We start from the raw sequence: 24,924 nt of genomic DNA, 5'->3' as shown, positions 1-24,924 counted from the left end.
TATGACCATGAAAAAGGTACTGTACCCCACCGTTGTAGCGGCGATTTGGAGTTTAGTTTTGGCTTGTTCTAGCGATAAAAGTGCCGATATTTCTCCCAATAGCCAGTCGGGTATTGGCGGCTCGATGGCTCGTTTTGCCATCGTTGGCAATGCCCTGTATTGCGTTTTGCCCGATAAATTGCAAGTATATGACATCAGTGCGCCCGACAACCCCGTGGCCAAAAATTACGTAATGCTGAACGTCGGATTAGAAACGATTTTTCCGTATAGGGATAACCTCTTCATCGGCGCCAGTGATGGCATGTATATTTTTGACAATCGACAACCAAACAGCCCTTCGTTGCTTTCGCGTTATACCCACGTTCAGAGCTGTGACCCCGTGGTGGTTCAGGAAAAGTATGCTTATGTGACGTTGAGAGCAGGCGTAAATTGCCGTCAATTTACGTCGTTGAGTTCTTTGGATGTGGTCGACGTGTCGGATTTGAAGAATCCTCGTTTGGTGCATACCCAACCGATGGAAAGTCCGTATGGATTGGGGGTGGATGGAACACAACTGTTTGTTTGTGAGGGGAATAATGGATTAAAAGTGTTTGATATTTCAAAACCAGAACAGCCCGTTTTGAAAGAAACGCTCAAAGATGTTAAATCCTTTGACGTGATTCCACTTACTAAAACCCTGCTCGTAACGGGCGAAGGAGGCTTTTATCAATACCGCTACCAAAAGGGAGAAAAATTGGAATTGCTGAGCAAAATTTCCATTGAGCCATGATGAAATATAAAGCCCCGCAACGGCTCAAAAGCAAAGCATACTTCTTTTTTGTGAAATGGTATTTATTTCTTTTCGTGGGAATAATTGCTTCAATTTCAACGCTTTCTGCGCAGGTCATTCCGTTGCCGAAGGCTATTCTAAAAACAATTCCGAGTACGTTGATTGATCCCGACAATACCTTTACCTTAGGTCTTGAAGTGCCGTTGCCCAAACGTTGGAGCGTTCAGCAAGAAATAGGGTGGGGCCATAATTCTTTCAATGTCTATTCCTACGAACGCGACCAATATCCCAACCGTCAAACGTGGCGTTTTCGGAGTCAGATTCGGTATTATTTTTCCGATATGTCTTCTACCAACGGCAGCTTTTTTGCGGCCCTTGAATACTTTCATAAAAACGTGACTACGGACCAACTCCAAGCCGTTGGCCGTGATTGCAATACCTGGGGAGGCTGTGCCTATTTTGAGGAAGTAGCCGTGCGTACGCATCGGTTGGTGTCGGCGGGGCATTTTAAATTGGGCTACGTGTTGATTACCCAAAAGAAAATGGCGATAGAAATCTATGCGGGATTGGGAGTCAGAGGATTAATGGTGAAAAATAATTTAGATGAGACATCCTTGAACTTGCTTAGACGTGATTTCTTAAATCTTCGACCCAATCAACCTGGCAACTACGGCACCATGCCTGGTCTGTCGGCTGGGATCGCTTTGGGCTATGCTTTTAGGCCAAGAAAGCCTAAAAGCGTATCTTTGCCCTAGTTTGAAAGCGTATTTATCAAAAGAAAAAGCAATGCCAAAATTTGAATATAAAGTAATTGAATTTAAGCCAGGTGGCTTTTGGGGGACGAAATTGGACGCCGTAGACATCGAAACCCAATTGAATAAAATGGGAGAAGATGGATGGGAGTTGCTTAACTCATTGGATACCAACGAGTACAATGGTGCAACTAAAAAGCTGTTGTTTATTTTTAAACGACTAAGTGAGTTTTAAACATGCTACAACAAGAACCCATCTGCGCCTTGGCCACGGCCTCGGGCGTGGGCGCCATCGGAGTGATACGCGTGTCGGGAGAAGGGACATTTGAGGTGGTAAACCAAATCTTTAGGGGAAAAGACCTCCGAAAAGTGGAAACGCACACGCTTCATTTTGGTACCATTCGCGACGGTGAAACTATCGTCGATGAAGTGCTGGTAGCGGTTTTTAAGTCGCCCAAATCGTTTACCAAAGAAGACACCGTTGAAATATCCTGCCACGGCTCCGACTACATCATTCGCCAGATTCTAAAACTGTTGGTTCGCGCGGGGGCGCGTTTGGCGGGCCCAGGAGAGTTTACCCAACGGGCATTTCTCAATGGTCAGTTTGATTTGGTGCAGGCCGAAGCCGTTGCCGATCTTATCGCGGCCGATTCGGCGGCGAGCCACCGCACAGCGTTGAATCAATTGAGGGGCGGTTTTTCCAAGAAATTGACCTCTCTTCGTGAAGAATTGATTCATTTTGCCTCCATGGTGGAACTCGAACTGGACTTTGGCGAAGAAGATGTGGAGTTTGCCAATCGCGACGACCTCAAGCGATTGATTATCAGCTTACAAACGGCCATTTCACCGTTGATTGAATCATTTGATTTCGGCAATGCGCTCAAAGAGGGTGTGCCCGTGGCAATCATTGGGGCGCCGAATGTGGGTAAATCGACCCTGCTCAACGCCCTTTTGAACGAAGAAAAAGCCATCGTGACGGCCATCGCGGGCACCACGCGCGACGTGATTGAGGATGTTCTTTATATCAACGGTGTCAAGTTTCGCATCATCGATACGGCAGGTATCCGCGAAACCGAGGATATTGTGGAATCCATTGGTATTGAGCGCTCTAAGCAGACGATTGAAAAGGCTGATATTGTGCTTGCTTTGTTTGACAGCCAACAAACCTTATCCCAAATTGCGCCCTTGGCGGATGATGCCAAGACCATTTGGGTGCAAAACAAAACGGATTTAGGCGCAGCCTTTGTTGAGGTAAAAAATGATAGCTTCGTTCGGATTTCGGCGCAGAAAAAAGAAGGAATTGAAGAGCTTAAAAAAGCCATTACCCAACGCGTGTATGACGAGAAGAAAACCGATACGGTCGTAACGAATCTACGCCATTACGATCATCTTGTCAAAACCCAACAAGCCCTGACCGATGCGCTCAATGGATTGGAAATGGGAATCACGGGTGATTTTTTAGCGCAGGATATTCGCGTGGCGTTGCACCATTTGGGAGAAATTACGGGTCAAATCGTCAACGACGATTTGCTGGCCAATATTTTCAGTAAGTTTTGTATTGGAAAGTAACCCTACAAAAAGTACAAATAGTAAACGTATAGGAAAATAATATAAAGCCCTGATTTAAGGGCTTTTATTACGTATACACCTTATTGTTGTTGTGTTTTGTTATTGGTTTTTTACGATTATATTTGTACCTCATTTGTACCTCATTCCTCTAAATTCTGATTTTTTATCCCGGATGATGAATAATTGGAGAAATTACCGGACACTTTTAAACACTTTATTACACTATTGTACAAAATGAGTTCAACTATTGAGGTACAAAGAATCTGCCAATATTGCGGGAACGAGTTTACAGCCCGAACAACGGTAACGCAGTATTGCAGTCATAAGTGTTCCCAACGTGCGTATAAAGCAAAAGCAAGGGGCATAAAGGTTGAGGCAAGCAAGCAGGAAACTAAGCGTATCAGAACCCAGCCTATGGAAGTTCTGAAAGTGAGGGAGTTTTTAAGCGTACAACAGGTTTCAAAATTGATAGGTTGTTCACGGCAAACCGTTTATGAACTCATTAACTCCGGTAAGCTTCACGCGGTAAATCTCAAAGAGAAAAAGACAATCGTAAGACGTTCGGATATTGACCGACTGTTTGACCAACCTTTTGTCAGAACTCCCAAAAAAGAGCCTCAACCCGTCAGCGAATTTTACACGGCCAAAGAGATTGAAGAAAAGTATTTTGTCAAATATGGGCGATTGAACAACATTATAAAAGAGAATGACATACCTAAGACGGTACATAACGGTAAGCTACTGGTTTCCAAGCCTCACATTGACCGCTACTTTAAACAGACCCGCAACGATGTAAGCAGCATTACGGACTGGTACACGGTAGAAGAAATACAGCACAAATACAGCATAAGCCGTGACCAAATCTATGGCAGGGTGTACGATAATAACATACCAAAGCAGCGGGTAGGTAAGTATGTGAAAATATCAAAGCGACACTTTGACGAACTGTTTGAAATAGGAGTATAACCCCAAAGCGTAAAAGACCCATGACAACCAAAGTAACACTACGGCAAAAACCTATTTCTAAGGGGCGTAAGAGCCTCTATCTGGATTTTTACCCACCGATACCTCACCCCGAAAACGGTGAGCCTACCCGACGCGAATTTTTGGGTATTTATATCTTTGAAAAACCGAAAAGCCTGACAGAGAAGGAGCATAATAAACAAACAACGCTTTTAGGGGAACAGATAAAGCAGAAGCGAGAAAACCAATTGAACAAGCCCGAAATCTATACGGATTATGAGAAAGAGCAACTCAAACTAAAGGAAAAGGGGCAGCAGGATTTTGTGGCGTATTTTAAAAAGCTTACTGCCAAACGTTACGGTTCAAACCATGACAATTGGGTATCTGCTTATCATTATTTGGTAGATTTTACCAAAGGTTCGCTGAAATTTGCCGAACTCGACCAACCCTTTTGTAATGACTTCAAAGATTATTTGATGACTGCTAAAAGTAGCAGGAGCGACAAAGAAACGCTATCCCAAAATACAGCATTATCCTACTTCAATAAGTTCAAAGCAGCTTTAAAGCAAGGGTTCAATGACGGGTTTTTGCCTTATGACCTTAATGCAAAGGTAGCGTCAATAAAGCCGCTGGAAACCCACCGAAATTATTTGACGCTGGAAGAACTAAACCGATTGGTGCAAACTGAGTGCAGAAGCCCGCTAATGAAAAAAGTTGCTTTGTTTTCGGCATTGACGGGTTTGCGTTTTTCAGATATTCAAAACCTTACTTGGAGTAAGATTGAAGCCATTGAGGGGCAAGGATACTTTATTCAGTTTTCCCAACAAAAAACGAAAGGTACGGAAGTATTGCCTATCTCTCAACAGGCATACGGGTTGATGGGCGAAAGGGGAGAAGCTGACCAAAAAGTATTTACAGGGTTGAAATACTCAGCTTATGAAAACGGACACCTGAAAGACTGGATTTTAAACGCAGGTATAACCAAAGAGATTACCTTCCATTGTTTTCGCCATACCTATGCCGTTTTACAGCTTAGTAGCGGTACAGACATTTACACCGTATCAAAACTACTCGGACACCGTGAATTGAAAACAACGCAGATTTACGCTAAGATTATAGACCAAACCAAACGGAGCGCAGCCGACAAAATAAAACTGGACTTGTAAAACATTAAAGCATAAATGGAAAAAGAACTTAAAAGTATTTCTTCAAACAACGATTGGGATTTTTACTATAATACCCAAAATATAAGAAATCAAAGTTTCGTGCTGGAAACTGAACAATACTTTGAATCAGGTGCAAGAAAAGGCTTTTTAGAGCCATTGGTATTTATGAACTTATTTTGGGAGCAATTACAGTATTTTATAAATAATGCTCATAAGCCTTACAGTACTTTACAACATTTTGAGGCACTTCCATTGACCGCCGAACAGAGACACGTACTTTACTGTTTTATCTTGAAGTTTTACGGCGGGTATCCTTTGCCTGTTTCTAACATTGATGGAATACAGTTACAAACGACTTTACTTTTACTTTCAGAGGCTTTTTTAAGGTATGAAGGGAATACCCTCGAAAAAGAATATTGTCAAAATATAAACCAACCAAAGAACCTCAATGATAAGTTAATTTCGTTAGAACCTTTGCCCGAAAGCTATCAATACACAGCAAAAGACTTTGAAGGGTTTGCGACAAATAACGATTGGGACTTTTACCATAATTTAGAAAATACGATGGAACAACAACACCTTGTTTTTCCAATCAAAAAGTATTTTCAGGCAGGGGAAAGAGCGGGTTTTATTGAGCCATTGGCTTTTATGAACTTGTTTTGGAAGCAAAGAGAGATTTTTTTTCAAAGCCAGAATAGTGTTCGTTCTTTTACTGATAACCTCAAAACGATGCCAATTAACGAGGAGGTTAGACATATTCTTTATGGATGGTTTTTAAAATTTGTTGGGGGATACCATTATCAGCCTAAAGGGGTATGGTATGATGTTATTTTTTTTAAAATTGAATATGCTTTTGAATCATACGAAGGTAAGACCCCCGAAAAAAGGTTTTGCCTGCGTGAAGAAGAACGAGAGAAAAAAATAAGCGAAGTTAAAGCGATACTGGATGCCGAAGTTGATAGGGAAAGCTTAGAATCTACTAAGCACTTACCACTACAAGTCAAAGAACCTGAATTAAAAGCATTTGAACAAGTGTTTGTTTTTCGCAACGAAGTAATTACCCAAATAATTAATATTCTGAAAGTTTATTTTAAAGAAGATGCAGAAAAAAGTGAGTTGGAAAGAATTTTAAATAATGGCAATAATGCTGATAGAAAATTATTTTTTTTAAGTAATGGTAATCGCTTGGCTAATCTCTTTAAGCAATTGTACGAATATGAATTTATTGTTGGATGTGATAAGAAAGGTTTAGAGAAATGGATAATTGATAATTTTAACTACAAACATAGAGGTGAGATAAAATCTTTTACTCCTGATTATATTGAAAAATGTATCTCAAGAGATTATTATTCATGCGAAAATCCATTAATTAAAATCATAAATAAAGAAATTAAAATAGTAGAAAAGCCTACAAAACGTAAACAAAGAAAATATTAACATCCTTGTGCTGTTATAGATAAATATTGAAAACAGCATTGTAACGGCACAAAACACCCCTATAATTTCGCAGCAAGTTTTAACATAAGAACTTACTGCTATGAAACAATTAACATTTAATGAACTGCCACAGGCCGTAATCCAGCTTTACGATAAACTGGAAAGTATTGAACGCCTATTACTTCAAAAATCGCAACCCGAAGAACCTGACAGATGGTTTGACCTTTCGGAGTTGTGCGCCTATTTACCTGAAAAGGCTACTAAGCCTACCGTGTACGGTTGGGTGCATAGTGGTATAATACCGGTACACAAGCGGGGTAAAAAATTGTACTTCTTAAAATCCGAAATTGACCTTTGGTTAAAAGAAGGCCGTAAAAAGACGTATGCGGAAACTGTCGCCGAAGCTAATAACTACGTAAAAAGAAAGGGGGTGAAATATGGACACTAATCCACTCCACCCCCAAAGAAGCTATGCCAAAGATACGAATGTTTTGGCGTTTTTAAAAGCCGTTTCTTACTTAGAAAAGTTGAATTATTCGACGGTTCAACTATTGGCGCAACGCTTCACACTTAGTCCTGAAATGCTTGCCTTACTTCTTAATATCGCAGCTAAGGGAGGGGCTTTGTATGACAACTAATCAGCACAAGAAATCAGGTGAAACGGTATTCTATGAGTTCTTTTTAACTCATGTAACGAGTATTTACGACTTTGAGAAACAAACAGGCATTTCACGTGCTGACGGTTGTAGATATAAGAGCAAGTACGAAAAACTTGGATTGTTACAAGTTGTACAGTTAGGTATTTGCCCTATCAGCCGGGAAAGAAATGTCCAATTTGTCACAACTGACAAACGTAAATTTTTGAAGCCGATTCAATTGCCTATAAATTTTTCACAGCCGCAGCTATGATACAAAATACATTTAATCCTAATGACCTCCACAGACACGTGGAGGCATTAGAAAAACAGCTTTTTGAAGCCGTACCGCATAAACAACTGCTTGCAAAGCTTTTAGAGCAGGTAAAGCATATTAATTTTTTTGAAAGAGTCACCGAAATTGAAGGGCATGAAATGGAAGGGCTGAAACAAAAACATTTTGTGGTGTTGGTAGTACGGGAAGCCCTGCATTTAGCTAAAGTCAATCAATGGGCTTTATGTGTGCGCTTTGATGCAGTATACCTCTACAACGGCGCTTTTTGGCGGGAAGTTGACCGTAAATCTATTGAGCGATTTTTAGGAGAAGCAGCGGCCAAAATGGGAACGCCAACGCTGGAAGCCGAACACTTTGAATTTAGGGAAAAGCTACGAAAACAGTTTCTTGCAACTGCCCAATTGCCCGAACCCGTCACAGATGAGCAAACGGTTCTGATTAATGTCAAAAACGGTACTCTTGAAATTTCAGCCAATGGCTACCGATTGCGAGAGCCTGACCCTAACGATTTTTTGACGTACCAATTACCCTTTGTGTATGACCCAAAGGCCAAAGCCCCGATGTTTGAGAAGTACCTCAACCGCTGTTTGCCCGACCAAGATTTACAATGGATACTTGCTGAATTTTTCGGCTGGACATTTACCAAACATTTGAAAATGGAAAAGGCGTTGTTTCTCTATGGAGAAGGAGCAAACGGCAAAAGCGTCATGTTTGAAATTATCAACGCGCTGATGGGTAAAGACAACGTAACCACGATGTCAATCAGCGATTTGAAAGAAGAGCATAACCGCGCTTTGTTGGTGGATAAATTGCTTTGTTATGGTTCGGAAATCGGAGCCAATGGAATGGAGAACGACGGCTTTAAAACGATTGTATCCAACGAACAAAGCCGAATCCGGCGCAAGTATGGAAACTCTTTTATTGTGAAAATACATTGCAAATTGGCGTTCAATGCCAACGAACTGCCACCGACGCGCGAAGTGAACGAAGCCTTTTTTCGTCGTTTTCTGATTGTGCCTTTTTCGCAGACAATACCCACCGAAGAACGCGACCCTTTACTGGCTGCAAAAATTATCGAAAACGAACTGTCAGGCGTATTTAATTGGGTTTTAGCTGGGCTGGATAGACTGATGAAAAACGGGAGATTCACCAATGCCGAAGCAAGCCGCGATGCGTTGGAGATTTACCGAAAAGAATCGGATAGCGTAGCGATGTTTTCAGAAGAAGAAGGTTATGAAAAAGACCCGCTGTCAAAAATCTTTTTGAAGGAGATATACCCGCAGTACCGGACATACTGTCAGCAAAACGGAATTGTGCCGCTATCAAGCAAGAAAGTAATAAAACGCTTTGATGGTTTGGGGTTTTTAGTCGGTAAGCATAGGAACCTGCCGTTTGTTGCCATATCCAAAGGTTTACCTATCTAAAAAGCTTTTTGTTTTCTTGACTCACTTCGCTAACATCACTCACACCTTTTTTTACAAGAGTTAGTAATGTTAGTAAAGTGAGTCTGAAATAAAACATTATTTCTAATGTCAGACTATCGCTATCAATTCAAAAGATACAAAAGCCCGTCCGACCGCGTGACGTGTCCGAGTTGTGACCACAAACGAACGTTTACACCCTATGTTGACACCACCACAGGTGAACAATTACCACCACAGTATGGCAAATGCGAACGGGTGAATAATTGCGGCTATGAGTTAAATCCCTATACTGATGGGTACGCTAAAATGATTTGGCAGCAGGAACGCGGGGAACGTCCTACTGATTGGAAACGGTACGCCACGCGGCCGCAACCATTTATAAAGCGACAGCCACCACCGCCACCCGTATTTATTCCGAGTGAGGTAAAAGAGGCAAGTTTGAAGGCATACCGCCAAAATAATTTCGTGAAGTACTTGCAGAATCTTTTTGATGCGTCCGACGTGGAGCAAGTAACAGAGCGTTACCAGATTGGGACGTCGAGCCGCTGGCAGGGTTCAACGGTGTTTTGGTACATTGACCTAAACGCAAATGTAAGGGCTGGACAAATTAAGTGTTTTGACCATACAGGCCACACTATCAAAGACGTGCTTCCCAACGGTGAAACCAAAACCCGTACCACGTGGGTACATTCTATTTTGGAAAGACAACAGCCCGCGCCCACTTGGTTAGCAAATTACCTCAACCAAGAAAACAAAGTAGGTTGTCTGTTTGGTGAACATCTTTTGAAATCAGACCCAAACAAAACAGTTTGTGTAGTAGAAGCCCCAAAGACAGCCATTATAGCAAGTATGTATTTTCCTAACTTCGTTTGGTTGGCCGTGGGTGCTTTGTCTTATTTAACCGCTGACCGCTGCAAAGCATTAACTAACCGTAAAGTTATACTTTGGCCTGACCTCAACGGGTACAACCTTTGGAAAGAAAGAGCCGATAAACTAAGTGCAGGCCGTTGGCAGGTATCGGACTTTTTGGAGCAAGTAGCCACCGATGAGGAGCGCAAAAGCGGGCTTGATTTGGCCGACTACTTACCACGGTATCATTACAAAGATTTCCGATTAGGCTACCCGAAAGAATGGAACGACCCCGCGCCCGTGGGCTACGTGCCTACGTGGATTGAGCATACGCCCGAAAGTTTGGGACTCAATCCCAAAAGTACGCCACCGCTGGGAGCAAGTGACCTGAAAGCCCTTTGGATTAATGACAGCCCCGCGTTGACTAAGTTGATTGACACCTTAGAATTGCAGCCCGTTATAGCATAATATTTAAGCAATCTTCGCGCGTTAGACGTAGTAAATAAATGAAAGTCACACAATTTTTTCTAAAATAGACAATTATAGATAGCAATGGCAGCAGGAATAAAAACAGGGGGCAGAACCAAAGGAACGCCCAACCGTATGACAAAAGAGATTAGAGCCGTTTTAAAGGACGTTATCGGGGAGCAGTTAGAAAGTATACCCGATGTATTAGAAACCTTAGAACCAAAGGATAAATTAGAGTTTATAATCAAACTTATGCCCTATGTACTGCCAAAGGTGGAGGCGGTCAAAATGAACAATGGGGAAGGTATGTCTTTTGATTGGTAGAGGGTTTTTTACACTGTAAAGGGGGGGCAGGGTTAAAGTTTAAAGTGTTTCATTCATTGACCCATGCCTACCTTTTGCATACGATATTGCCCACGAATAGGGAGGGGGGGTATCCTTTTGCAAGGCTAACAATGATTCAGCAGTTGTTTTTGCAATTGGGAAAAGGCTAAATAGTCCCGCCACTCGATAACCCTCAATTTGATACTTAGGGGACTGCAAAAATTCAGCTATAATGATTTGGTCATTTGTATTTACAATATAGTCCCTATAGACAGGATATTCTACTACATCTAATAACTCATAAATTAACGTTACAATAAAGTATTCCATGCGTTGATAAAAAATAAAAAAACTAGCCAAATCTTACAAAGGAAGAAACGAATAAAACTACACAAAACTTCTTATTATTTAGTCTGCATACAAATAAAATTCAATTTTTAAAATGATATGTAGAGAGGGGAGAGTAAAAGTTTACCCCCTTTTAATGTTTGACCCATGCCTACCTTTTGTATGTATTTTGTCAATATTAGAATTTAGGGGGTATCCTATCACATAAAATGAGGCTTAAAACTTGATAAAACTTCATATTTTAGCTGGTACAACCTAATAAAACCTAACTTTTGTAGTCAATAAATTGACCGTATGGGAGGGGGGATTGGAAAGTTTAGCGTTTTCAAGCCGTTGACCCGTGAACCCATTCATGCGTAATACCGGCAAAAATAAAGGGGGGGGGCTATGTATTGGCTTAGTTACAAATAACAGATAAAACAATGTTTAGACAGCCTCAAAAGGGCTGTTTTTTTGCGTTCTTGAAGGGTGTTTGTACCTTATTTGTACCTTTTATTTGTAAATAACTGATTATCAATGTTTATTACTTTTTGTATTGGCAAATAACCTTCAAAGTTAATAGATTCAAAAAAGCATCTAAAGCTGTATTTTACAGGATTTTAGATGCTTTTTTATGGTGAGTTACCTTGAAAATAATTCGCTTATGGATAGGATAGTTGGCATCATCGATTTTTTGAGTACAAATGCATAAGATGAGCAATGATTCTGAATAGGATTAAACCTGTAATCAACGTAAGTTGAATACGCCGACTCGTTTTCCAATTAAGTTTATCGTTTAAGGATTTCCACGGGGCAGGATGCAAGGCCAATCCTGCAATACATAAGAAAGAACCGCTGTATTCACAGCTGTGTTGTAAGTCTACAATTCCTGAAATAAAGAGGACAATTCCACAAAATAGGATATTGAACTTTAGAATAAATACTTCAATTTTCCCCTTTACTCTCTCCCAAGAGTTTGATTTTGAAAGCATGTTTTATGGTGTATATTTGAATATAATTATACCCAATAAATATCCTGGTGTGTTTTTATAGGGTATAATAAATACTTAAAGGTGTTATTTTTGGACTATTAATGGTAAACAAAAAGGCTTTTGCTCGCTGTGTTTACTGATAAAATTTGCGTTTTGGGGTCTAAAAAAGCGTCTTTGAATTCTATTCTCAGTTTTTTACCCCTATTTGTTGAAAAATAAATAAATATAGATTTTGGCAAGTAGCTACTGCCTATCTATTAGTATGATTAGTATATGAGAAAAGGTAAAAAATGCCGTTTAAATATCTTTTGTGATTTTGTCGCTATAATCCGTGTAAATGACATCTAGCGGTATTGTTGATACAGTTGTTGTAGGTCTTATACCATATTAATAATCTCTAGTAGTTTTAATCATACAGGTATTTGTTTTGGCTTGAAAATGGTGAGGATTTTATGAATTTCATTCAACAACCCCTACGCTTAAAAGCACGCAAAAGAGGCTTTCACCTGATTACGGCTGAGGTGTTGCAAGCGTTGCCGCAATTGAGGGAGATGAAAGTCGGAATGTGTCAGGTGTTTATTCAACACACTTCGGCTTCGCTGACCCTTAACGAAAATGCCGACCCCACCGTACGCCAAGATTTTGAGACCTTTTTTAATAAAGCGGTTCCTGAAAATGACCCTGATTACCTGCATAATTATGAAGGCGATGACGATATGCCAGCGCACCTAAAAGCCGCTTTGTTGGGTAGTTCAGTATTGATACCCATCCAACACGGGCGCTTGGCCTTGGGAATGTGGCAGGGGATTTATCTCTGCGAACACCGCGACGACGGCGGCCCCCGCAATCTGTTGATTACTACTTGGGGAGAATGAATGTAATGTGCTTATTGACAGTTGCATAGGTCGCGCTCTACGTACGATTTATTTCCGTTGGAATTGATATAGTAACACCCACCGCTCTTGCCGATGTAGAGCTGTCGGCCGTTGTATTGTCGGCATTTGGTGTCTACATTTAGCGGAGCGTTGGTGAATTCAAAGCGTTTGGTTTGGAGGCTCGCTTGGGTGGACTTGGGAGCGTTGGCAAAAAAAGTAAGTCCCGTTTTTTTCTCAATATCGGCGGTCGTGGTGATAAATCGAAACCAACCCGCATTCTGTAATGCACTTGTTTTGTTGGGGAAATCAACCGCAATGACGGGCGTGTTGGCGTTGATGTCGTTGACGGTTCCGTTTTCGGGTAAAATCGTGATGACTTTGTACACCCTAGCGGGTACATTGACGGAGTTTTCTAGCTTATTCATTGTTCCTTTGCTGCCTTCGCCGCCCGTGCCGTAGGTGCCGCAAATAATAAAAAGGCGGTATTTTTGCGCCACCAGTTCGCGGCAATATTCTTCCAAGTACGCCCACGCTTCGCGGTTCAGTTCGGGCGCTTGCGGAATCATATTGGTCATCAGAAAAGTACTTGAATTATTGTCGACAGAATTGGTGCGGTCGGCAGAAGGACATAAGTGACCCCGATCAAATCCTGAATTGGTATAATCATTTGGCGTAACTTTGTACCAAGAAGCGGGTAAAATAGGGTCGGGGCGAAAATCATTTTGACGGTCGCTGCTGCCGAGCCATTTTTGCGATAGTTCCCAGGCAACCCAGTTGGCATGTCCCTTAGCCCGGTTGTAAGACAAAGCATATTGGGGCTTAACAATCAGGTAGTTATCGGGAGTCGATTCACTTGCCTGTGCATTGGTCGGATTGCCTAACAATAAGTGAATGCTGTCGTTGTTAGTCGTTATTTTTTGACGCGCACAACTAATAATCAATAAATATACCGATAGGATATAGACCGAGGAGCGGAAGATTCGCATAACGTGGGCAGTTTCAAAGGAGTAATTTGAAGACTCAAAGGTCTGATTTTTCTTTTTTTAAACAAATTTAACCACAATTCAGGCTTTTATTGTCGGTCATTAATGCTCAATAGCTATCCTAAGATTTATATACTTTAAACTAATTTTCGATGCCGCTTAAATTTACTTTGTTTCTATTGCTAGGGATAAATTTTGTCCAAATTTCTGGGGCACAAACTCCCACAAGTACGGTTCTAGCGTCGATTGGTATCACTGGCGATACGACCGATGTACACGTACCTACCGTCAATGGCTATGTATTGGGCGGAGGTAGTACCGACGTGAAGGAGGCGCTTAAGTGGATGATTGAACGCGCCAAAGGTGGAGATGTGGTCATAATCAGGGCAAGCGGTACAACAGGTTATAACGATTTTATTTATGGATTGGGAGGCGTCAATTCTGTTGAAACTTTGCTGATTAATTCGCGTGAATTGGCCCTCCATCCTGCCACCGCCACACGGATTCGGCAGGCGGAGTTATTATTTATTGCAGGCGGAGACCAGGGGAATTATGTGAAGTTTTGGCAGGATACACCCGTAGAAGATGCCATCAATTACCTGATTCACGTCAAAAAAGCGCCCGTGGGTGGCACGAGTGCGGGTTGCGCCGTTTTGGGAGGTGTAAGCTTTGCGGCCCTCAACGACGGCATCAACTCGGTCGAGGCGCTCACCAATCCTTATGATTCCAAAATGACCTTACTCAACGGTGGATTTATTGATATTCCAGTGCTTAAAAATATCATCACCGATACACATTATAGCAACCGTAGCCGATACGGGCGGCATCTGGCGTTTTTGGCGCGCATGAAAACCGATGGAATAAAGAAGCCAAGAGGCATTGGCGTGGACGAAAAAACGTCAGTTTGTATCGACGAAAAAGGCATTGCCCGCGTATTTGGCAGTCAGGCGGCTTATTTTCTATTGGCCGATTCTCGAAAGCCTGAGACTTGCGAAGAAGGCAAAAAACTGACGTGGAACCGAAAAAAACAAGCGGTCAGCATCGTTAAAATTGCCGCTACTCCAGAAGGAGCTGGCAAGTTTGATTTAAATCGTTGGAAACCGCTTACTACGGGTACTGCGGGATACTGGTTTGCAGAAAACGGTGTTTTATTTGAAAATTAATGGAGAGCGATGCAACCTATGTTTGCTTTTCTGCATCTATCCCTCAAAACCAATTATTCAATCTAAAAACAGCCTGTACAGCAATGAAACGTTTATCATTATTTTTGTTGGCCGCTTTCTCTGCCACGGCGCTTTACGCCCAAAAACAAGTCTCAGCCCGCGAAGTTTTTCAAGCCATTGATAAACATCAGTCCGTTCAGTACGATGGAGTGGTTGTTACTGGCGATTTAGATTTTACGGAACTTTCTAATCGAAAAATCAAAAAAGAAAAGGGCTGGGAAGAAATAAAAACGACAGTAGAGGTGCCCGTGGTTTTTCGGAATTGCACCTTTAAAGGGGATGTGATTGCCTACAAACGCCTTGAAGAAAATGGCAGCCGCACCAAAATATTCAACATTGAGGTTAATGGTGACGGTGGCACAACGTACTCGGCCGATTTTCGTGAAAATGCCGTCTTTGAAAATTGTACTTTTGAAAATGGCAGTGAGTTTAAGTACTCAACTTTTTCAAAAGTGGCCAACTTCGCTGGCAGTAAGTTTGCCGAGCAAGCCAATTTTAAATACGCCAGATTTCGGCAGGATGCCCTCTACACCAACATCCGATTTGAAGACTACGCCAATTTTAAGTACGCTGATTTCTCCCGCCGAGCTGATTTTCAGGAGGTACGTTTTCGCGATTATGCCGACTTCAAATACGCCGAATTTGAGGAAAAGGTAAACTTTGCGGGCAGCCGTTTTCAGCGAAATGCCGATTTTAAATATGCGGACTTTAACGCGGGTGCTTCTTTTGACAAAGCAGATTTTGACGGAAGTGTTGATTTTAAATATTCCAACGGTAAGCGGTACGTTTCCCGATAGATTCTTTCTCGTTTCTAATCTCTATTTTTCATTGCAGAGGAAGCCTCCTGAGTGGAGGCTTCCTCTGTTTAGGGGGGATTGTGTGTATTTAAATCCCCAGGTTATTTCAATTCGTACCCTTATTTGTGCAACACAACCATCATTTTAGGGGTATTTGTACCTAAGAAGCTTGTACTCCCAAGCTGATTTCGTAAATTTGAAACTTTTATTTTGAAAATAACTACCCGGTGTAGGATGTTAAGAGTTCGCAATTGCCTGAAAAAGAGTATAGTACGTTGTTGCCTGTTTTCTGCATTTTTTCCTGTCTTTGCTATCATTCCAGTCTTTTCGCAAGTAGGAATTAGTTTCCCTACCTCGCGCCTTGTATTTCAACGTTCAGCGAACAATTCGGCCACGTTTGTGGTCAGTGGAACGTACCAACAAAGCATTCCCGATCAAGTAGAAGCCGCCTTGGTTCCTTTTGCTACGGGACAGGGAACGGCGACCAACTGGCAAATTGTGGAGAAAGCCCCCGTAGGAGGCATCTATTCAGGGACCATTTCGGGCGGTGGCGGTTGGTATAAATTGAAAGTCAGAGTCATTAGAAATGGAAAAGTAACGGACAGTACCGAAGTAGAACGAATTGGGATTGGAGAAGTGTTTTTGATTGCGGGACAGTCAAACGCGCGCGGCATCCAAAATTACGGAGCACCTGCCGCCAACGACGACCGGGTGAGCTGTTTTAATTACCTCAATTCCTCATTTGATCCCAATGAGTTGCCCGAACCGACCTTTTCTCACTTAAATGCCGACAGTTATATTGCCCCTTATGGATACTCTGCGTGGTCTTGGGGTGCATTGGGAGATTTGTTGGTCAGTCGTTTCAATGTGCCTGTGCTATTTTATAACGTAGCTTTGGAAGGCACCACCAGCAGGTCATGGCGCGAAAGTTCGACGGGCTATGCTTCCAACCCCTACACGGGCGGAGTTTATATAAATCAGCTTCCTTATTCACAGTTTAAAGTGGTATTGCGCCAATTTACCTCGCTTACGGGCGTACGGGCCGTGTTGTGGCATCAGGGCGAATCAGATACGCAATTCAACCTCTCGGAATCTGAAATAGTCTCAAATCTGCAACAGGTAATCGGGCAAAGCCGCAACGATGCGGGGCAAAACATCAGTTGGGTGGTTTCGAAGGTTTCTTATAATACGTACGCTTCCAAAGCGGTCATTAATGCCCAGAATACCGTCATTAATTCCACGTCCAATGTATTTGAAGGCCCCTCAACCGATAACATTCAGATCCCCCGGCCTGATGGAGTACACATGCAAGGCAATGCCCTAACCACCCTTGCGCAGCAGTGGAACCAAAGCCTCAATTCCAATTTTTTTAACCAATCTAATCCCATCGCACCTTTATTGTTGCCGGTTATTAAAGTAGCCTGTACAGATGATAGTCGGGTTAAGCTCATTGCGGAGGGAAATTTTACGGAAGTAAGCTGGAATAACGGCGAACGAAACAATACAATATTGGCTAACAACGGCGTCTATCGGGTAAAAGTGAAGGATGCCTTTGGCCATTTTATGTACTCAAGCTCCGTCAGTGTGGGAGACAACACCCGCCGTGCGCTTCCAAAACCAGCCACTCCATCCATACTTACCAATGGTAATTTAGTGTTTTGTGAAGGAGGAAATGTAGCGTTTTCCACTCCGCAAGCGGCGGGTTATCGATGGAGCAATGGTGCGACTTCTCAAAGCATTGTTGTAGGGGATGGGGCAAATTATTCTGTTCAAATCAAGGATGAGAAAGGATGTTGGTCCGATTTTTCGGGCAGCGTAAAAGCGACCGTTAATCCCGTTCCGTCGGTTCCATCAGTGACGGCCAAGGGACCGTTGACTTTCTGTGCCGATCAAAGCGTAACGTTGGCAGTAGAGGAGAACAGTGTTTTATCAACGAGTACGGTATTGGAGTGGAACAGTGGACAAAAAACGGGTACAATTGTTATAAAACAGTCAGGTGATTATGCGGTTCGGGCGGTCAATCAATACAATTGTGCTTCTGCTTATTCCAAAACCTTGACGGTCACGGTCAATCCTTTACCCTCGACCCCAACCATTGCCGCCGATGGGGTACTTCGCTTTTGTGAAGGAAGCAAGGTGACGTTATCAACTGATTCTTTTTTGCCAACCGTTTGGAATGAACAATATTCCACCCAAAAGTTGACCGTAACGGCCTCGGGCCGCTACACTGCCCGGGTGACTGATACGTGGGGATGTAAATCGCTTCCCTCAAAAGAAGTTGCGGTAGAAGTAAACCCCGTACCTGCTCGTCCAATCATCACCAAAGCTGGGCCTTTTGCGATAGCGGCCGAAGGGAATTATCTGTCTAACATCAATTTTCGATGGAATCAAGAAGGAGGTTCACAGACCACTGTGACAACCCAAAACATATTAAAGCCTTCACAAACAGGTAATTATACGGTAGTTGCTTTTTATGATTTAGATGCTTCAAATACGTGTGCTTCCTTGCCGTCTTTTGTATATAGCTTTGTTTTTGACTTTGCAAACAATGGTTTGAGCGTTTATCCCAACCCGAGCCGTGATGGAATCTTTTCCGTAGAAACTTACAAAGACGTTAAAAACGCCCGACTCCAATTGATGAATGCCGAGGGGAAACAGGTCTATGAGGAGTCTGTCCCTGAGCTGATTGGTCCTATGTCCCTTAAATTCCCTTCACTGACCCCAGGCATGTACTTCCTGAGAATCCAAGGGGAGAATCAGATTCCACTGACCAAAAAGCTTTGGTTTGTACCCTAATCCTTGGCATGAAAATTGACAAAGAATGAATCAGCAGTTGGATTGTTTAGGTAAATGATGTTATTTTGCGGGTCAATTTTCGGGAAGCATTCATTTCCTAAATGACAACTTAACTATAACAATTAACTTTTAACTCAAATAACGCGCACGCAACTATGGCGTTAATCAACAAAATCAGGGAACGATCAGGTGTAGCCGTTTTGATCATTGCCGTTAGTTTAATCCTCTTTATTGTTGGAGGTGACATTTTAGGAGCCCAAAGTATGTTTGGGGGCAACAGTCAGGCAGTAGGTGAAATTGCAGGAGAAACCATCGACTACAAAGATTTTCAACTCAAATTAGACCAAGCCCGTCAGGCTTTTGAAGCACAAAGCGGTCGCGCAGCTTCTGAAGCCGAACAACAATCACTGCGGGAACAGGTATGGAATCAATACATAGTTGATTTTGCGTACAAAAAAGAGTATGATGAATTGGGATTAAAAGTAAGCAATGATGAGCTGGTAGATATGGTTCAGGGAAACAACATAAGCCCCGCCATCCAACAATCATTCACCAATCCCCAAACGGGTGTTTTTGACAAAACATCGGTCATCAGTTATTTGAAAAACCTTAAAAATCTGCCTCCTGAGCAACAACAGGCGTGGCAAAATTTTGAAAAAAGCCTAGCCCAAGATCGTGTACGTCAAAAATACGAAAACCTATTTCGCGTAGGAACTTACGTAACGCGCGCCGAAGCTGAAAAAGAATACCAAGCTCAAACTACCAAAGCTACGCTGAAGTATTTGTTTGTACCGTTTTATTCAGTAACTGACACAACCGTGAAAGTGACGGATACGCAATTGGAAGATTATCTTGCTAAGCACAAAGACGAATACAAAGGTTTCGATTCACGCACCATTCAATACGTAACGTTTCCGATTGTTCCTACCAAAGACGACAGTACGGAGTTATACAATAGAATTAAGGAATTGGCGCGTGGTTTAGCTACTGCACCTAATGATTCAACTTACGCCCGCATTAACTCTGACGTCCCTACAAAATTATATTGGTCGCTTTCTGAAATGACCGATCAATTGAAAGGCGCTGTTAAGAGCTTTATTCCAGGAAGTGTGAATGGTCCTTACCGCGAAGGGAACACTTACTTTATCTATAAGTACGGCGGTACAAAATTGGATACAGCCTATACCGTAAAAGCAAGTCACATTTTGATTCGTACCCAAGGTACGAGCGATTCGGCAAAAGCAGAGGCACGTACCAAAGCCAATGATTTGTTGAAACAATTGCAGGGTGGCGCTAATTTTGAACAATTGGCGGCAGCTAACAGCGCCGACCAAAGCTCCGCCCAGCGCGGTGGTGACCTTGGTTACTTCCGTCAGGGAGCCATGGTGAAACCATTTAGTGATGCAGTTTTTGCCATGAGCGGTACGGGCTTGATTGGACGATTGGTTGAAACCGATTTTGGATTCCACATCATTAAGGTAACGGAACCCAAAACCAATGTGTTGTACAAAATCGCTGCTATTGGTAAAACGATGACTCCTAGCCAAACCACGAGAGATGCCATTTATGCCAAAGCGGATCAATTCTCGATTGAGTCAAAATCAAAAGCGGCCTTTGACGAGTCAGTAAAGAAAGATAAGTCATTGATTGTACAGACTGCAAACCGTATTCCTGAGTCGGCAACCAACATCAACACCATGCAAAATGCGCGTGAGATTGTACGTTGGGCGTTCAACGAAGATACCAACGAAAATCAGGCATCCCCCGTTTTTGAAACAGACGAGCAATATGTTGTGGCCATGTTGACTGGAAAGTCGGACAAAGACAATCCAACGATTAATGATTTCCGTGACGAATTGACCCTGAAAGTACGCAATCAAATCAAGGCGGAGCAAATCACTAAGAAACTGAGTGGTATTCAAGCTCCAACGCTCGAAGCCATTGCTCAAAAATACGGTGCAGGTGCGTTGGTTGAAAACGCCAATGATATTTCGCTTGCTACAGGGTTTTTGACCAGTGCGGGTCTTGACCCAATCGCATTAGGAAAAGGTTTTGGTTTGAAGCCTGGCAAGAAAACGAAAGTATTTACTGGCGAAAACGGCGTATTTATCATGGAGCAAGTTTCTAGCACTCCGGCGCCTGCTATTGGAGATTACTCGATGTACAAAGCCAATTTGCAATCGAAAAGCTTCCAAGCAAGTTTCTTAGTAAACGAAGCCGTTCGTGAAAATGCCAAGGTGGTTGATAACCGCGCTAAATTCTTTTAGTAGGTCATTTTTATTCATACATGAAAGCCTGTCAAGTCACTTGACAGGCTTTCGTGTTTATAAGTAGCTATTGCTTATTTCTGTGAATTGGTAGCAGAAGGAGCGATGGGCGTGCATCCCGCAATTTGTACTTGAAATGTACTTCCCTGTTCGGCTTTGAAGCCCGCATTGAGAGAAACAGAATTTCCTGCTTGGTAGGCTACTGTGGCACCTGATGCAATCGTATTGACGGCCGTAATCGATTCGGAAGCTTCTAAGGATACACTTTGACCGTTGGCGATTGGACTATTAAGGGTGTATTGTGTTGGGCAGACTACTTCGAAGGTTTGGTCAGTAAACGCCCCATTTTTTGCATAGCTTCCTTTAAAAAAGGCTCTTATCCTGACTGTTCCGCCCTGCCCAGTGAGCGTCATGGTGTTGCCAGAAAGGGTTGCTGGGCCTGAAATAAGCAGGTACTCGATGGTTTCGTTGGTAGGGCTGCTGCTTGCCGAAAGCATGAATGGAGGTGAAGATGCCGCTTTTGTACCAATGCCAGTAAATTGAACAGCATAGGGTGTAATGCTTCGATTTACATCAAACGTTTGCTCCACAGGTATGGCAGGTCGGTAATTGGCATCTCCGTGCTGCACAGCCCTGACGGTCACTTGGCCAGGTGCTCCCGTGAGTGTCAAAATGTTGCCGATAACGTAGGCGGGTCCTGAACTACTAAAAAAATGGATAGGGGTGAGGCCAGAGCTTGCCGTAGCCGATAACGAGACATTGGCGCTTGTGTTAAGGGTTATTGATTGATTGGGAATCGTGGTGAAGCTAATGCTTTGAGGCATTCCCGGACAGTTAACGGGAATGTTTTTATAAAAGTTGGTAGATAAACCATCGGGGTCGGTAACGGTTAAATAAACTCGGTAGAAATAAGTGGCATCTCCGACTTCACAGGGCGTGCCGTCGAGTACTGTATTGATTGAATTTCCTACAAGAACAGGGTTTCGGTGCTCATGTCCATTATGGACCAACGCCACAGTCCAACTTAGTTTAAGGCTATCAGCGGGGCTTTGCCCATCAGAAACCACTGCCGATAAGGATAGAGGGTAGTCTACCGATGCAGAAACCCCACTAATGGTATCAAGGCTACTACTATTGATGACTGGCGGAGTGCTGTTAATATAGATGTAAGTAGAGTCGCTGCTACTTAGTCCTGTACCATTTGTATCTCTCACGGTCAATTTAACTTTGTATTTCTGTCGTCCGTTGGTTGGAGGATTAAATAAATAATGCGGAGCCAAACCAGTACTGAAGGGGGGAGCGTCGTTGATGCGCCATTCGTAGGTGAGGGAAGTCCCTTCGGGGTCATAGGATTTTAAGGCAGTAAAAGCAACGGGTAAAGGTGCTAAACCGCTGTTGACATCGGTCTCAATCTTGGCTACGGGCGGGAGGTTTGAGAGGCTGTAATGCAGCTTTCTGACTTCGTCGCAGGGGTTGGTGCTTTCAGATACCCCGGTGATATAATAGATACTTTCGTCCACCTCGTTATAGGCCAAATGAACTACTTTTTGGGAAGCGGTCATAAAGTGACTGATACTCACGGGGTCATGGTTGGCATTTAGCTTTAATACGCGTATCCATTTCCCATCGAAATCGGCCATGAACAATGCATTTTGGTAAGCTGCCGGATATTTAGTGCCAGTGTAGAAAACACCACCCATGGTAGATGCTCCCGAAAAAGTAGGGCCGCTGTAGGGAAACTGCGCCGAGCCAATCTGAATTTTAGTCATTTGATTAAGGTATACATTGGCATCGGTTGCGAGCGAACGGTACTCCAAAATGGGTTTTCGGTGCGTGGTAGGCGCGTAGAGTGGGCTATTCCATGGAGTATTTTCCCGCTCTAAACCTTCATAACGCGGCCATCCAAAGTTCTGATTTGGGGCCGTTACGGTATTAATTTCTTCCCGCGAAAAATTACCAACGTCTCCTACGACCAGCACCCCAGGGTCGCCGTCTTCGGGGTTGTGACTACCAGTATTGGGGACCAATGTCATTCGGAAAGGATTTCGTAATCCTTTTGCCCACATTCTCGAAATGGCGGCTCGTGGTGTACTTGGGTCATACAATGGGTTGGAAGGAACGCCATTGCCCGTTTCGGGATCAATTCGTAATATTTTTCCGTTGTGAGAGTTGTCAACCTGAGAGCGATAAGCCCCAATATTGAGAGCTTGAGTAATCACCCCGGCATCAATGGCTTGTTGGAAATTCCCCTCGTTTCCTCGGTCATACACTCCCGCGTAGGCACCGTCGCCCGTCGAAATCATCAGCGTTCCGTCCTCGCCAAATACCATACAACCCCCTCCGTGGTTGTTCCAAATGATGGGAATGCCATCGGAAGGGGTGGTGCCCAGTAGCACCAAACGACTGTTGTTGACAAGTGCCGTAAAGCTAGGAGCAGCGTTTACATTGGCTTTGTAGCGCGTTACGCGTACGATTGAACCTGTTTGGTCGGAGCCATCATTTCCGTTTATTCCCGTTAATAAATAAGTTCGGTTTACGGCATACATTAAATAGATATAACCGTTGGTGAGGAAATCAGGATGGAGAACGACGGAGACTAGACCTAAATCGTTGTTACTCAGTACCTCATAGTTAATGTCAAGTAGTAAGTATTTTTGAGTGTTTCCGTTGGCATCAAAGCGGATGGCCCAAACTTTTCCGTTTTTTTCCCAAGTGTACATTTGCCCCACTTGATCAAAAACCACTCCTACCATTCCTACAAGGTCGCCATTGGCTCCTTTCACTTTTAGTTGACTTTGAAAACCAGCGGGTTGACCATGGACGGAGGTAATAAATGCAAAAAAACAAAGAAGTAAAGCAATTCTCATGGTAGAGTGTTATTGGTAATGAAGATAAGCCGATAGATTGGTTCATAGGAATTTCTAACGGCTAAATATTAGAAAAATAATGTATACTCAAACCTACGAAAATTAAACGAAAAAGTATTTAAATACAAAAGAAGAGGTCATTGCCTTCTAGGAGTGCAAACAAAAACCCCGCACATGGGCGGGGCTTGCATTTATAATTGAAGGGTTTAGTGTAATCAGTTTTTGTCGAGTGCAATGATACTTTCGGTTTCATACGTCCCGCTTTCAGTACGTAAATTGTAGACGTGAGTTACGTTACGCACTGCGTGTTGAATAACGCTAATTTCGGCCGTGACAAAACGACCAGACACAGCATCCCTCACAAAAACCCAATCGCCGACGCGGAGTTGACTGATTTTTTTTCGTCCAGTTAAGGTCAGAAGCGGGTGCGTGGCGGTTGCTTCTAGCGCAATCAGGCCATCGCGCACTTTGGCGCTTACCCATGCTTGTCCGTGCGGTTTAATGAGTAGCCGAGTGAGTTGAAAGCTACCTACGTGGGTCTCAATGCGGGTTACTTTTCCCTGAAAAATGCCCGATAGCATTTCTCCTTCTAAAATAGTTGAAATAGGCTTTTCGCTTCCGTCGGCTAAATTGACGAAAGTTTCTGCGGGAAAACAAAAATCGTTGGGGTCTTTCTCTTCGGTCGAAGTGGAGTCAGGGGCACTTTCGGTTTTAAGTTGAGACAACATGTAGGCTACACAAACCGCAAAACCATTTGCCATGGTATTTCCAACCTTTAAATCGCTCATGTATTGATTCCAAACCTCTTTGGGGGCAAGTTGATTGGGAATGTACAATTTGATTTGTTTGCCCTGCCCGCTAAATACGGCTAGTGTCCCAATCCCGTTCATGGCGGCTCCTTCCGAAATTTTATACAAATAAATTTTTCGTTCGATACCATCATTCAAATTGAATTCAAACAGTCCGTCGGCTCCTTCGGGGCGGTCAAAAACGTAGCCTTTTTCGCGGATGTACGTATGTTTCTCCACACTTTTAAGGGGAAGTGCTTTGACTTTGGCGTACTCGTCCAGCGTAATGGCGCGCATGTTGCTTTGGGCAAATACACTTGTACAAGCTGCTAGGTATAAAATAAAAATGAATTTCATC

The 24,924-nt window shown here is 43.0% G+C and carries 22 protein-coding genes; 18 read left to right on the top strand and 4 right to left on the bottom strand.

What is annotated here, in order from left to right:
- Positions 1-7: 7 nt before the first annotated feature.
- The 13 genes from DR864_RS05495 (at position 8) to DR864_RS05440 (ending at position 10,651) form a co-directional block, all read left to right on the top strand.
- Complete coding sequence (locus DR864_RS05495) at positions 8-769, top strand: LVIVD repeat-containing protein (protein ID WP_114070164.1); 762 nt, start codon at positions 8-10, stop codon at positions 767-769.
- Entirely contained in the window at positions 766-1,524 is a 759-nt protein-coding gene (locus tag DR864_RS05490; RefSeq protein WP_114066010.1) for a DUF3575 domain-containing protein, read from the top strand. Before DR864_RS05495 ends, DR864_RS05490 begins: the two co-directional genes overlap by 4 nt.
- A 31-nt stretch (positions 1,525-1,555) precedes the next feature.
- Positions 1,556-1,756, top strand: coding sequence for a DUF4177 domain-containing protein (locus DR864_RS05485; RefSeq protein ID WP_162793566.1), 201 nt, complete (start codon positions 1,556-1,558; stop codon positions 1,754-1,756).
- Positions 1,757-1,758: 2 nt separating this feature from the next.
- Positions 1,759-3,090, top strand: coding sequence for a tRNA uridine-5-carboxymethylaminomethyl(34) synthesis GTPase MnmE (mnmE, locus tag DR864_RS05480; RefSeq protein WP_114066008.1), 1,332 nt, complete (start codon positions 1,759-1,761; stop codon positions 3,088-3,090).
- A 414-nt stretch (positions 3,091-3,504) separates the two neighbouring features.
- Complete coding sequence (locus tag DR864_RS05475; RefSeq protein WP_229599526.1) at positions 3,505-4,056, top strand: helix-turn-helix domain-containing protein; 552 nt, start codon at positions 3,505-3,507, stop codon at positions 4,054-4,056.
- A gap of 20 nt (positions 4,057-4,076) precedes the next feature.
- Positions 4,077-5,219, top strand: a complete 1,143-nt coding sequence (locus tag DR864_RS05470) for a site-specific integrase (RefSeq protein ID WP_114066007.1) — start codon at positions 4,077-4,079, stop codon at positions 5,217-5,219.
- A gap of 15 nt (positions 5,220-5,234) precedes the next feature.
- Positions 5,235-6,656, top strand: a complete 1,422-nt coding sequence (locus DR864_RS05465) for a hypothetical protein (RefSeq protein WP_114066006.1) — start codon at positions 5,235-5,237, stop codon at positions 6,654-6,656.
- 100 nt (positions 6,657-6,756) lie between these two features.
- Positions 6,757-7,104: a helix-turn-helix domain-containing protein gene (locus DR864_RS05460; RefSeq protein ID WP_114066005.1), complete on the top strand. Its 348-nt coding sequence runs from the start codon at positions 6,757-6,759 to the stop codon at positions 7,102-7,104.
- On the top strand, positions 7,094-7,294 hold the full coding sequence (locus tag DR864_RS29765; RefSeq protein ID WP_162793565.1) for a hypothetical protein: 201 nt from the start codon (positions 7,094-7,096) through the stop codon (positions 7,292-7,294). The genes DR864_RS05460 and DR864_RS29765 overlap by 11 nt, the downstream gene beginning before the upstream one ends.
- Positions 7,284-7,565, top strand: coding sequence for a hypothetical protein (locus DR864_RS05455; RefSeq protein ID WP_114066004.1), 282 nt, complete (start codon positions 7,284-7,286; stop codon positions 7,563-7,565). The genes DR864_RS29765 and DR864_RS05455 overlap by 11 nt, the downstream gene beginning before the upstream one ends.
- Positions 7,562-9,010, top strand: a complete 1,449-nt coding sequence (locus tag DR864_RS05450) for a DNA primase family protein (RefSeq protein WP_114066003.1) — start codon at positions 7,562-7,564, stop codon at positions 9,008-9,010. The genes DR864_RS05455 and DR864_RS05450 overlap by 4 nt, the downstream gene beginning before the upstream one ends.
- Positions 9,011-9,115: 105 nt before the next feature.
- Positions 9,116-10,327 carry a DUF6371 domain-containing protein gene (locus DR864_RS05445; RefSeq protein WP_114066002.1) on the top strand — a complete coding sequence of 404 codons (1,212 nt, stop codon included), beginning with the start codon at positions 9,116-9,118 and terminating at the stop codon, positions 10,325-10,327.
- 84 nt (positions 10,328-10,411) lie between these two features.
- Positions 10,412-10,651 carry a hypothetical protein gene (locus tag DR864_RS05440; RefSeq protein ID WP_114066001.1) on the top strand — a complete coding sequence of 80 codons (240 nt, stop codon included), beginning with the start codon at positions 10,412-10,414 and terminating at the stop codon, positions 10,649-10,651.
- A gap of 39 nt (positions 10,652-10,690) precedes the next feature.
- Here DR864_RS05440 and DR864_RS05435 read toward each other — a convergent pair whose 3' ends face one another.
- A complete protein-coding gene (locus DR864_RS05435; RefSeq protein WP_114066000.1) occupies positions 10,691-10,981 on the bottom strand; it encodes a hypothetical protein in 291 nt (96 codons plus the stop codon).
- A gap of 1,441 nt (positions 10,982-12,422) precedes the next feature.
- Here DR864_RS05435 and DR864_RS05430 point away from each other — a divergent pair.
- On the top strand, positions 12,423-12,845 hold the full coding sequence (locus tag DR864_RS05430; RefSeq protein WP_114070162.1) for a secondary thiamine-phosphate synthase enzyme YjbQ: 423 nt from the start codon (positions 12,423-12,425) through the stop codon (positions 12,843-12,845).
- Positions 12,846-12,856: 11 nt separating this feature from the next.
- On the opposite strand, the gene DR864_RS05425 is transcribed toward DR864_RS05430, so the two are convergent.
- Positions 12,857-13,831, bottom strand: coding sequence for a DNA/RNA non-specific endonuclease (locus DR864_RS05425; protein WP_114065999.1), 975 nt, complete (start codon positions 13,829-13,831; stop codon positions 12,857-12,859).
- A 149-nt stretch (positions 13,832-13,980) separates the two neighbouring features.
- Here DR864_RS05425 and DR864_RS05420 point away from each other — a divergent pair, with 149 nt between their 5' ends.
- From DR864_RS05420 to DR864_RS05405, 4 genes are all read left to right on the top strand, one after another.
- Positions 13,981-14,991 carry a cyanophycinase gene (locus DR864_RS05420; RefSeq protein WP_114065998.1) on the top strand — a complete coding sequence of 337 codons (1,011 nt, stop codon included), beginning with the start codon at positions 13,981-13,983 and terminating at the stop codon, positions 14,989-14,991.
- A gap of 83 nt (positions 14,992-15,074) precedes the next feature.
- Positions 15,075-15,848 (top strand): pentapeptide repeat-containing protein, encoded by a 774-nt coding sequence (locus tag DR864_RS05415; RefSeq protein WP_114070161.1) that lies wholly within the window; start codon positions 15,075-15,077, stop codon positions 15,846-15,848.
- A gap of 234 nt (positions 15,849-16,082) precedes the next feature.
- Entirely contained in the window at positions 16,083-18,644 is a 2,562-nt protein-coding gene (locus DR864_RS05410) for a sialate O-acetylesterase (protein WP_114065997.1), read from the top strand.
- 155 nt (positions 18,645-18,799) lie between these two features.
- Positions 18,800-20,911 carry a peptidylprolyl isomerase gene (locus DR864_RS05405; RefSeq protein WP_114065996.1) on the top strand — a complete coding sequence of 704 codons (2,112 nt, stop codon included), beginning with the start codon at positions 18,800-18,802 and terminating at the stop codon, positions 20,909-20,911.
- Between the two features lie 74 nt (positions 20,912-20,985).
- Here the strand turns inward: DR864_RS05405 and DR864_RS05400 are convergent, their stop codons facing one another.
- Both DR864_RS05400 and DR864_RS05395 read right to left on the bottom strand, forming a co-directional pair.
- Positions 20,986-23,778, bottom strand: coding sequence for a PQQ-dependent sugar dehydrogenase (locus DR864_RS05400; RefSeq protein ID WP_114065995.1), 2,793 nt, complete (start codon positions 23,776-23,778; stop codon positions 20,986-20,988).
- A 215-nt stretch (positions 23,779-23,993) separates the two neighbouring features.
- The gene (locus DR864_RS05395; protein ID WP_114065994.1) at positions 23,994-24,923 is read right to left on the bottom strand and encodes a hypothetical protein; all 930 of its coding nucleotides are present in this window, start codon (positions 24,921-24,923) and stop codon (positions 23,994-23,996) included.
- Position 24,924 lies beyond the last annotated feature (1 nt).

It is taken from the genome of Runella rosea (assembly GCF_003325355.1).
Classification (GTDB): Bacteria; Bacteroidota; Bacteroidia; order Cytophagales; family Spirosomataceae; genus Runella; species Runella rosea.
This window is presented reverse-complemented; position numbering and strand designations above follow the sequence as displayed.

Bases quoted from the DNA above. Each gene is read 5' to 3' on its own strand.
- DR864_RS05440 (WP_114066001.1), top strand. From the start codon at position 10,412: ATGGCAGCAGGAATAAAAACAGGGGGCAGAACCAAAGGAACGCCCAAC.
- DR864_RS05425 (WP_114065999.1), bottom strand. From the start codon at position 13,831: ATGCGAATCTTCCGCTCCTCGGTCTATATCCTATCGGTATATTTATTG.
- DR864_RS05400 (WP_114065995.1), bottom strand. From the start codon at position 23,778: ATGAGAATTGCTTTACTTCTTTGTTTTTTTGCATTTATTACCTCCGTC.
- DR864_RS05475 (WP_229599526.1), top strand. From the start codon at position 3,505: ATGGAAGTTCTGAAAGTGAGGGAGTTTTTAAGCGTACAACAGGTTTCA.
- DR864_RS05465 (WP_114066006.1), top strand. From the start codon at position 5,235: ATGGAAAAAGAACTTAAAAGTATTTCTTCAAACAACGATTGGGATTTT.
- DR864_RS05490 (WP_114066010.1), top strand. From the start codon at position 766: ATGATGAAATATAAAGCCCCGCAACGGCTCAAAAGCAAAGCATACTTC.
- DR864_RS05395 (WP_114065994.1), bottom strand. From the start codon at position 24,923: ATGAAATTCATTTTTATTTTATACCTAGCAGCTTGTACAAGTGTATTT.
- DR864_RS05430 (WP_114070162.1), top strand. From the start codon at position 12,423: ATGAATTTCATTCAACAACCCCTACGCTTAAAAGCACGCAAAAGAGGC.
- DR864_RS05470 (WP_114066007.1), top strand. From the start codon at position 4,077: ATGACAACCAAAGTAACACTACGGCAAAAACCTATTTCTAAGGGGCGT.
- DR864_RS05460 (WP_114066005.1), top strand. From the start codon at position 6,757: ATGAAACAATTAACATTTAATGAACTGCCACAGGCCGTAATCCAGCTT.
- DR864_RS05495 (WP_114070164.1), top strand. From the start codon at position 8: ATGAAAAAGGTACTGTACCCCACCGTTGTAGCGGCGATTTGGAGTTTA.
- DR864_RS05435 (WP_114066000.1), bottom strand. From the start codon at position 10,981: ATGGAATACTTTATTGTAACGTTAATTTATGAGTTATTAGATGTAGTA.
- DR864_RS05485 (WP_162793566.1), top strand. From the start codon at position 1,556: ATGCCAAAATTTGAATATAAAGTAATTGAATTTAAGCCAGGTGGCTTT.
- DR864_RS05410 (WP_114065997.1), top strand. From the start codon at position 16,083: ATGTTAAGAGTTCGCAATTGCCTGAAAAAGAGTATAGTACGTTGTTGC.
- DR864_RS05415 (WP_114070161.1), top strand. From the start codon at position 15,075: ATGAAACGTTTATCATTATTTTTGTTGGCCGCTTTCTCTGCCACGGCG.
- DR864_RS05450 (WP_114066003.1), top strand. From the start codon at position 7,562: ATGATACAAAATACATTTAATCCTAATGACCTCCACAGACACGTGGAG.
- mnmE (WP_114066008.1), top strand. From the start codon at position 1,759: ATGCTACAACAAGAACCCATCTGCGCCTTGGCCACGGCCTCGGGCGTG.
- DR864_RS05455 (WP_114066004.1), top strand. From the start codon at position 7,284: ATGACAACTAATCAGCACAAGAAATCAGGTGAAACGGTATTCTATGAG.
- DR864_RS29765 (WP_162793565.1), top strand. From the start codon at position 7,094: ATGGACACTAATCCACTCCACCCCCAAAGAAGCTATGCCAAAGATACG.
- DR864_RS05445 (WP_114066002.1), top strand. From the start codon at position 9,116: ATGTCAGACTATCGCTATCAATTCAAAAGATACAAAAGCCCGTCCGAC.
- DR864_RS05420 (WP_114065998.1), top strand. From the start codon at position 13,981: ATGCCGCTTAAATTTACTTTGTTTCTATTGCTAGGGATAAATTTTGTC.
- DR864_RS05405 (WP_114065996.1), top strand. From the start codon at position 18,800: ATGGCGTTAATCAACAAAATCAGGGAACGATCAGGTGTAGCCGTTTTG.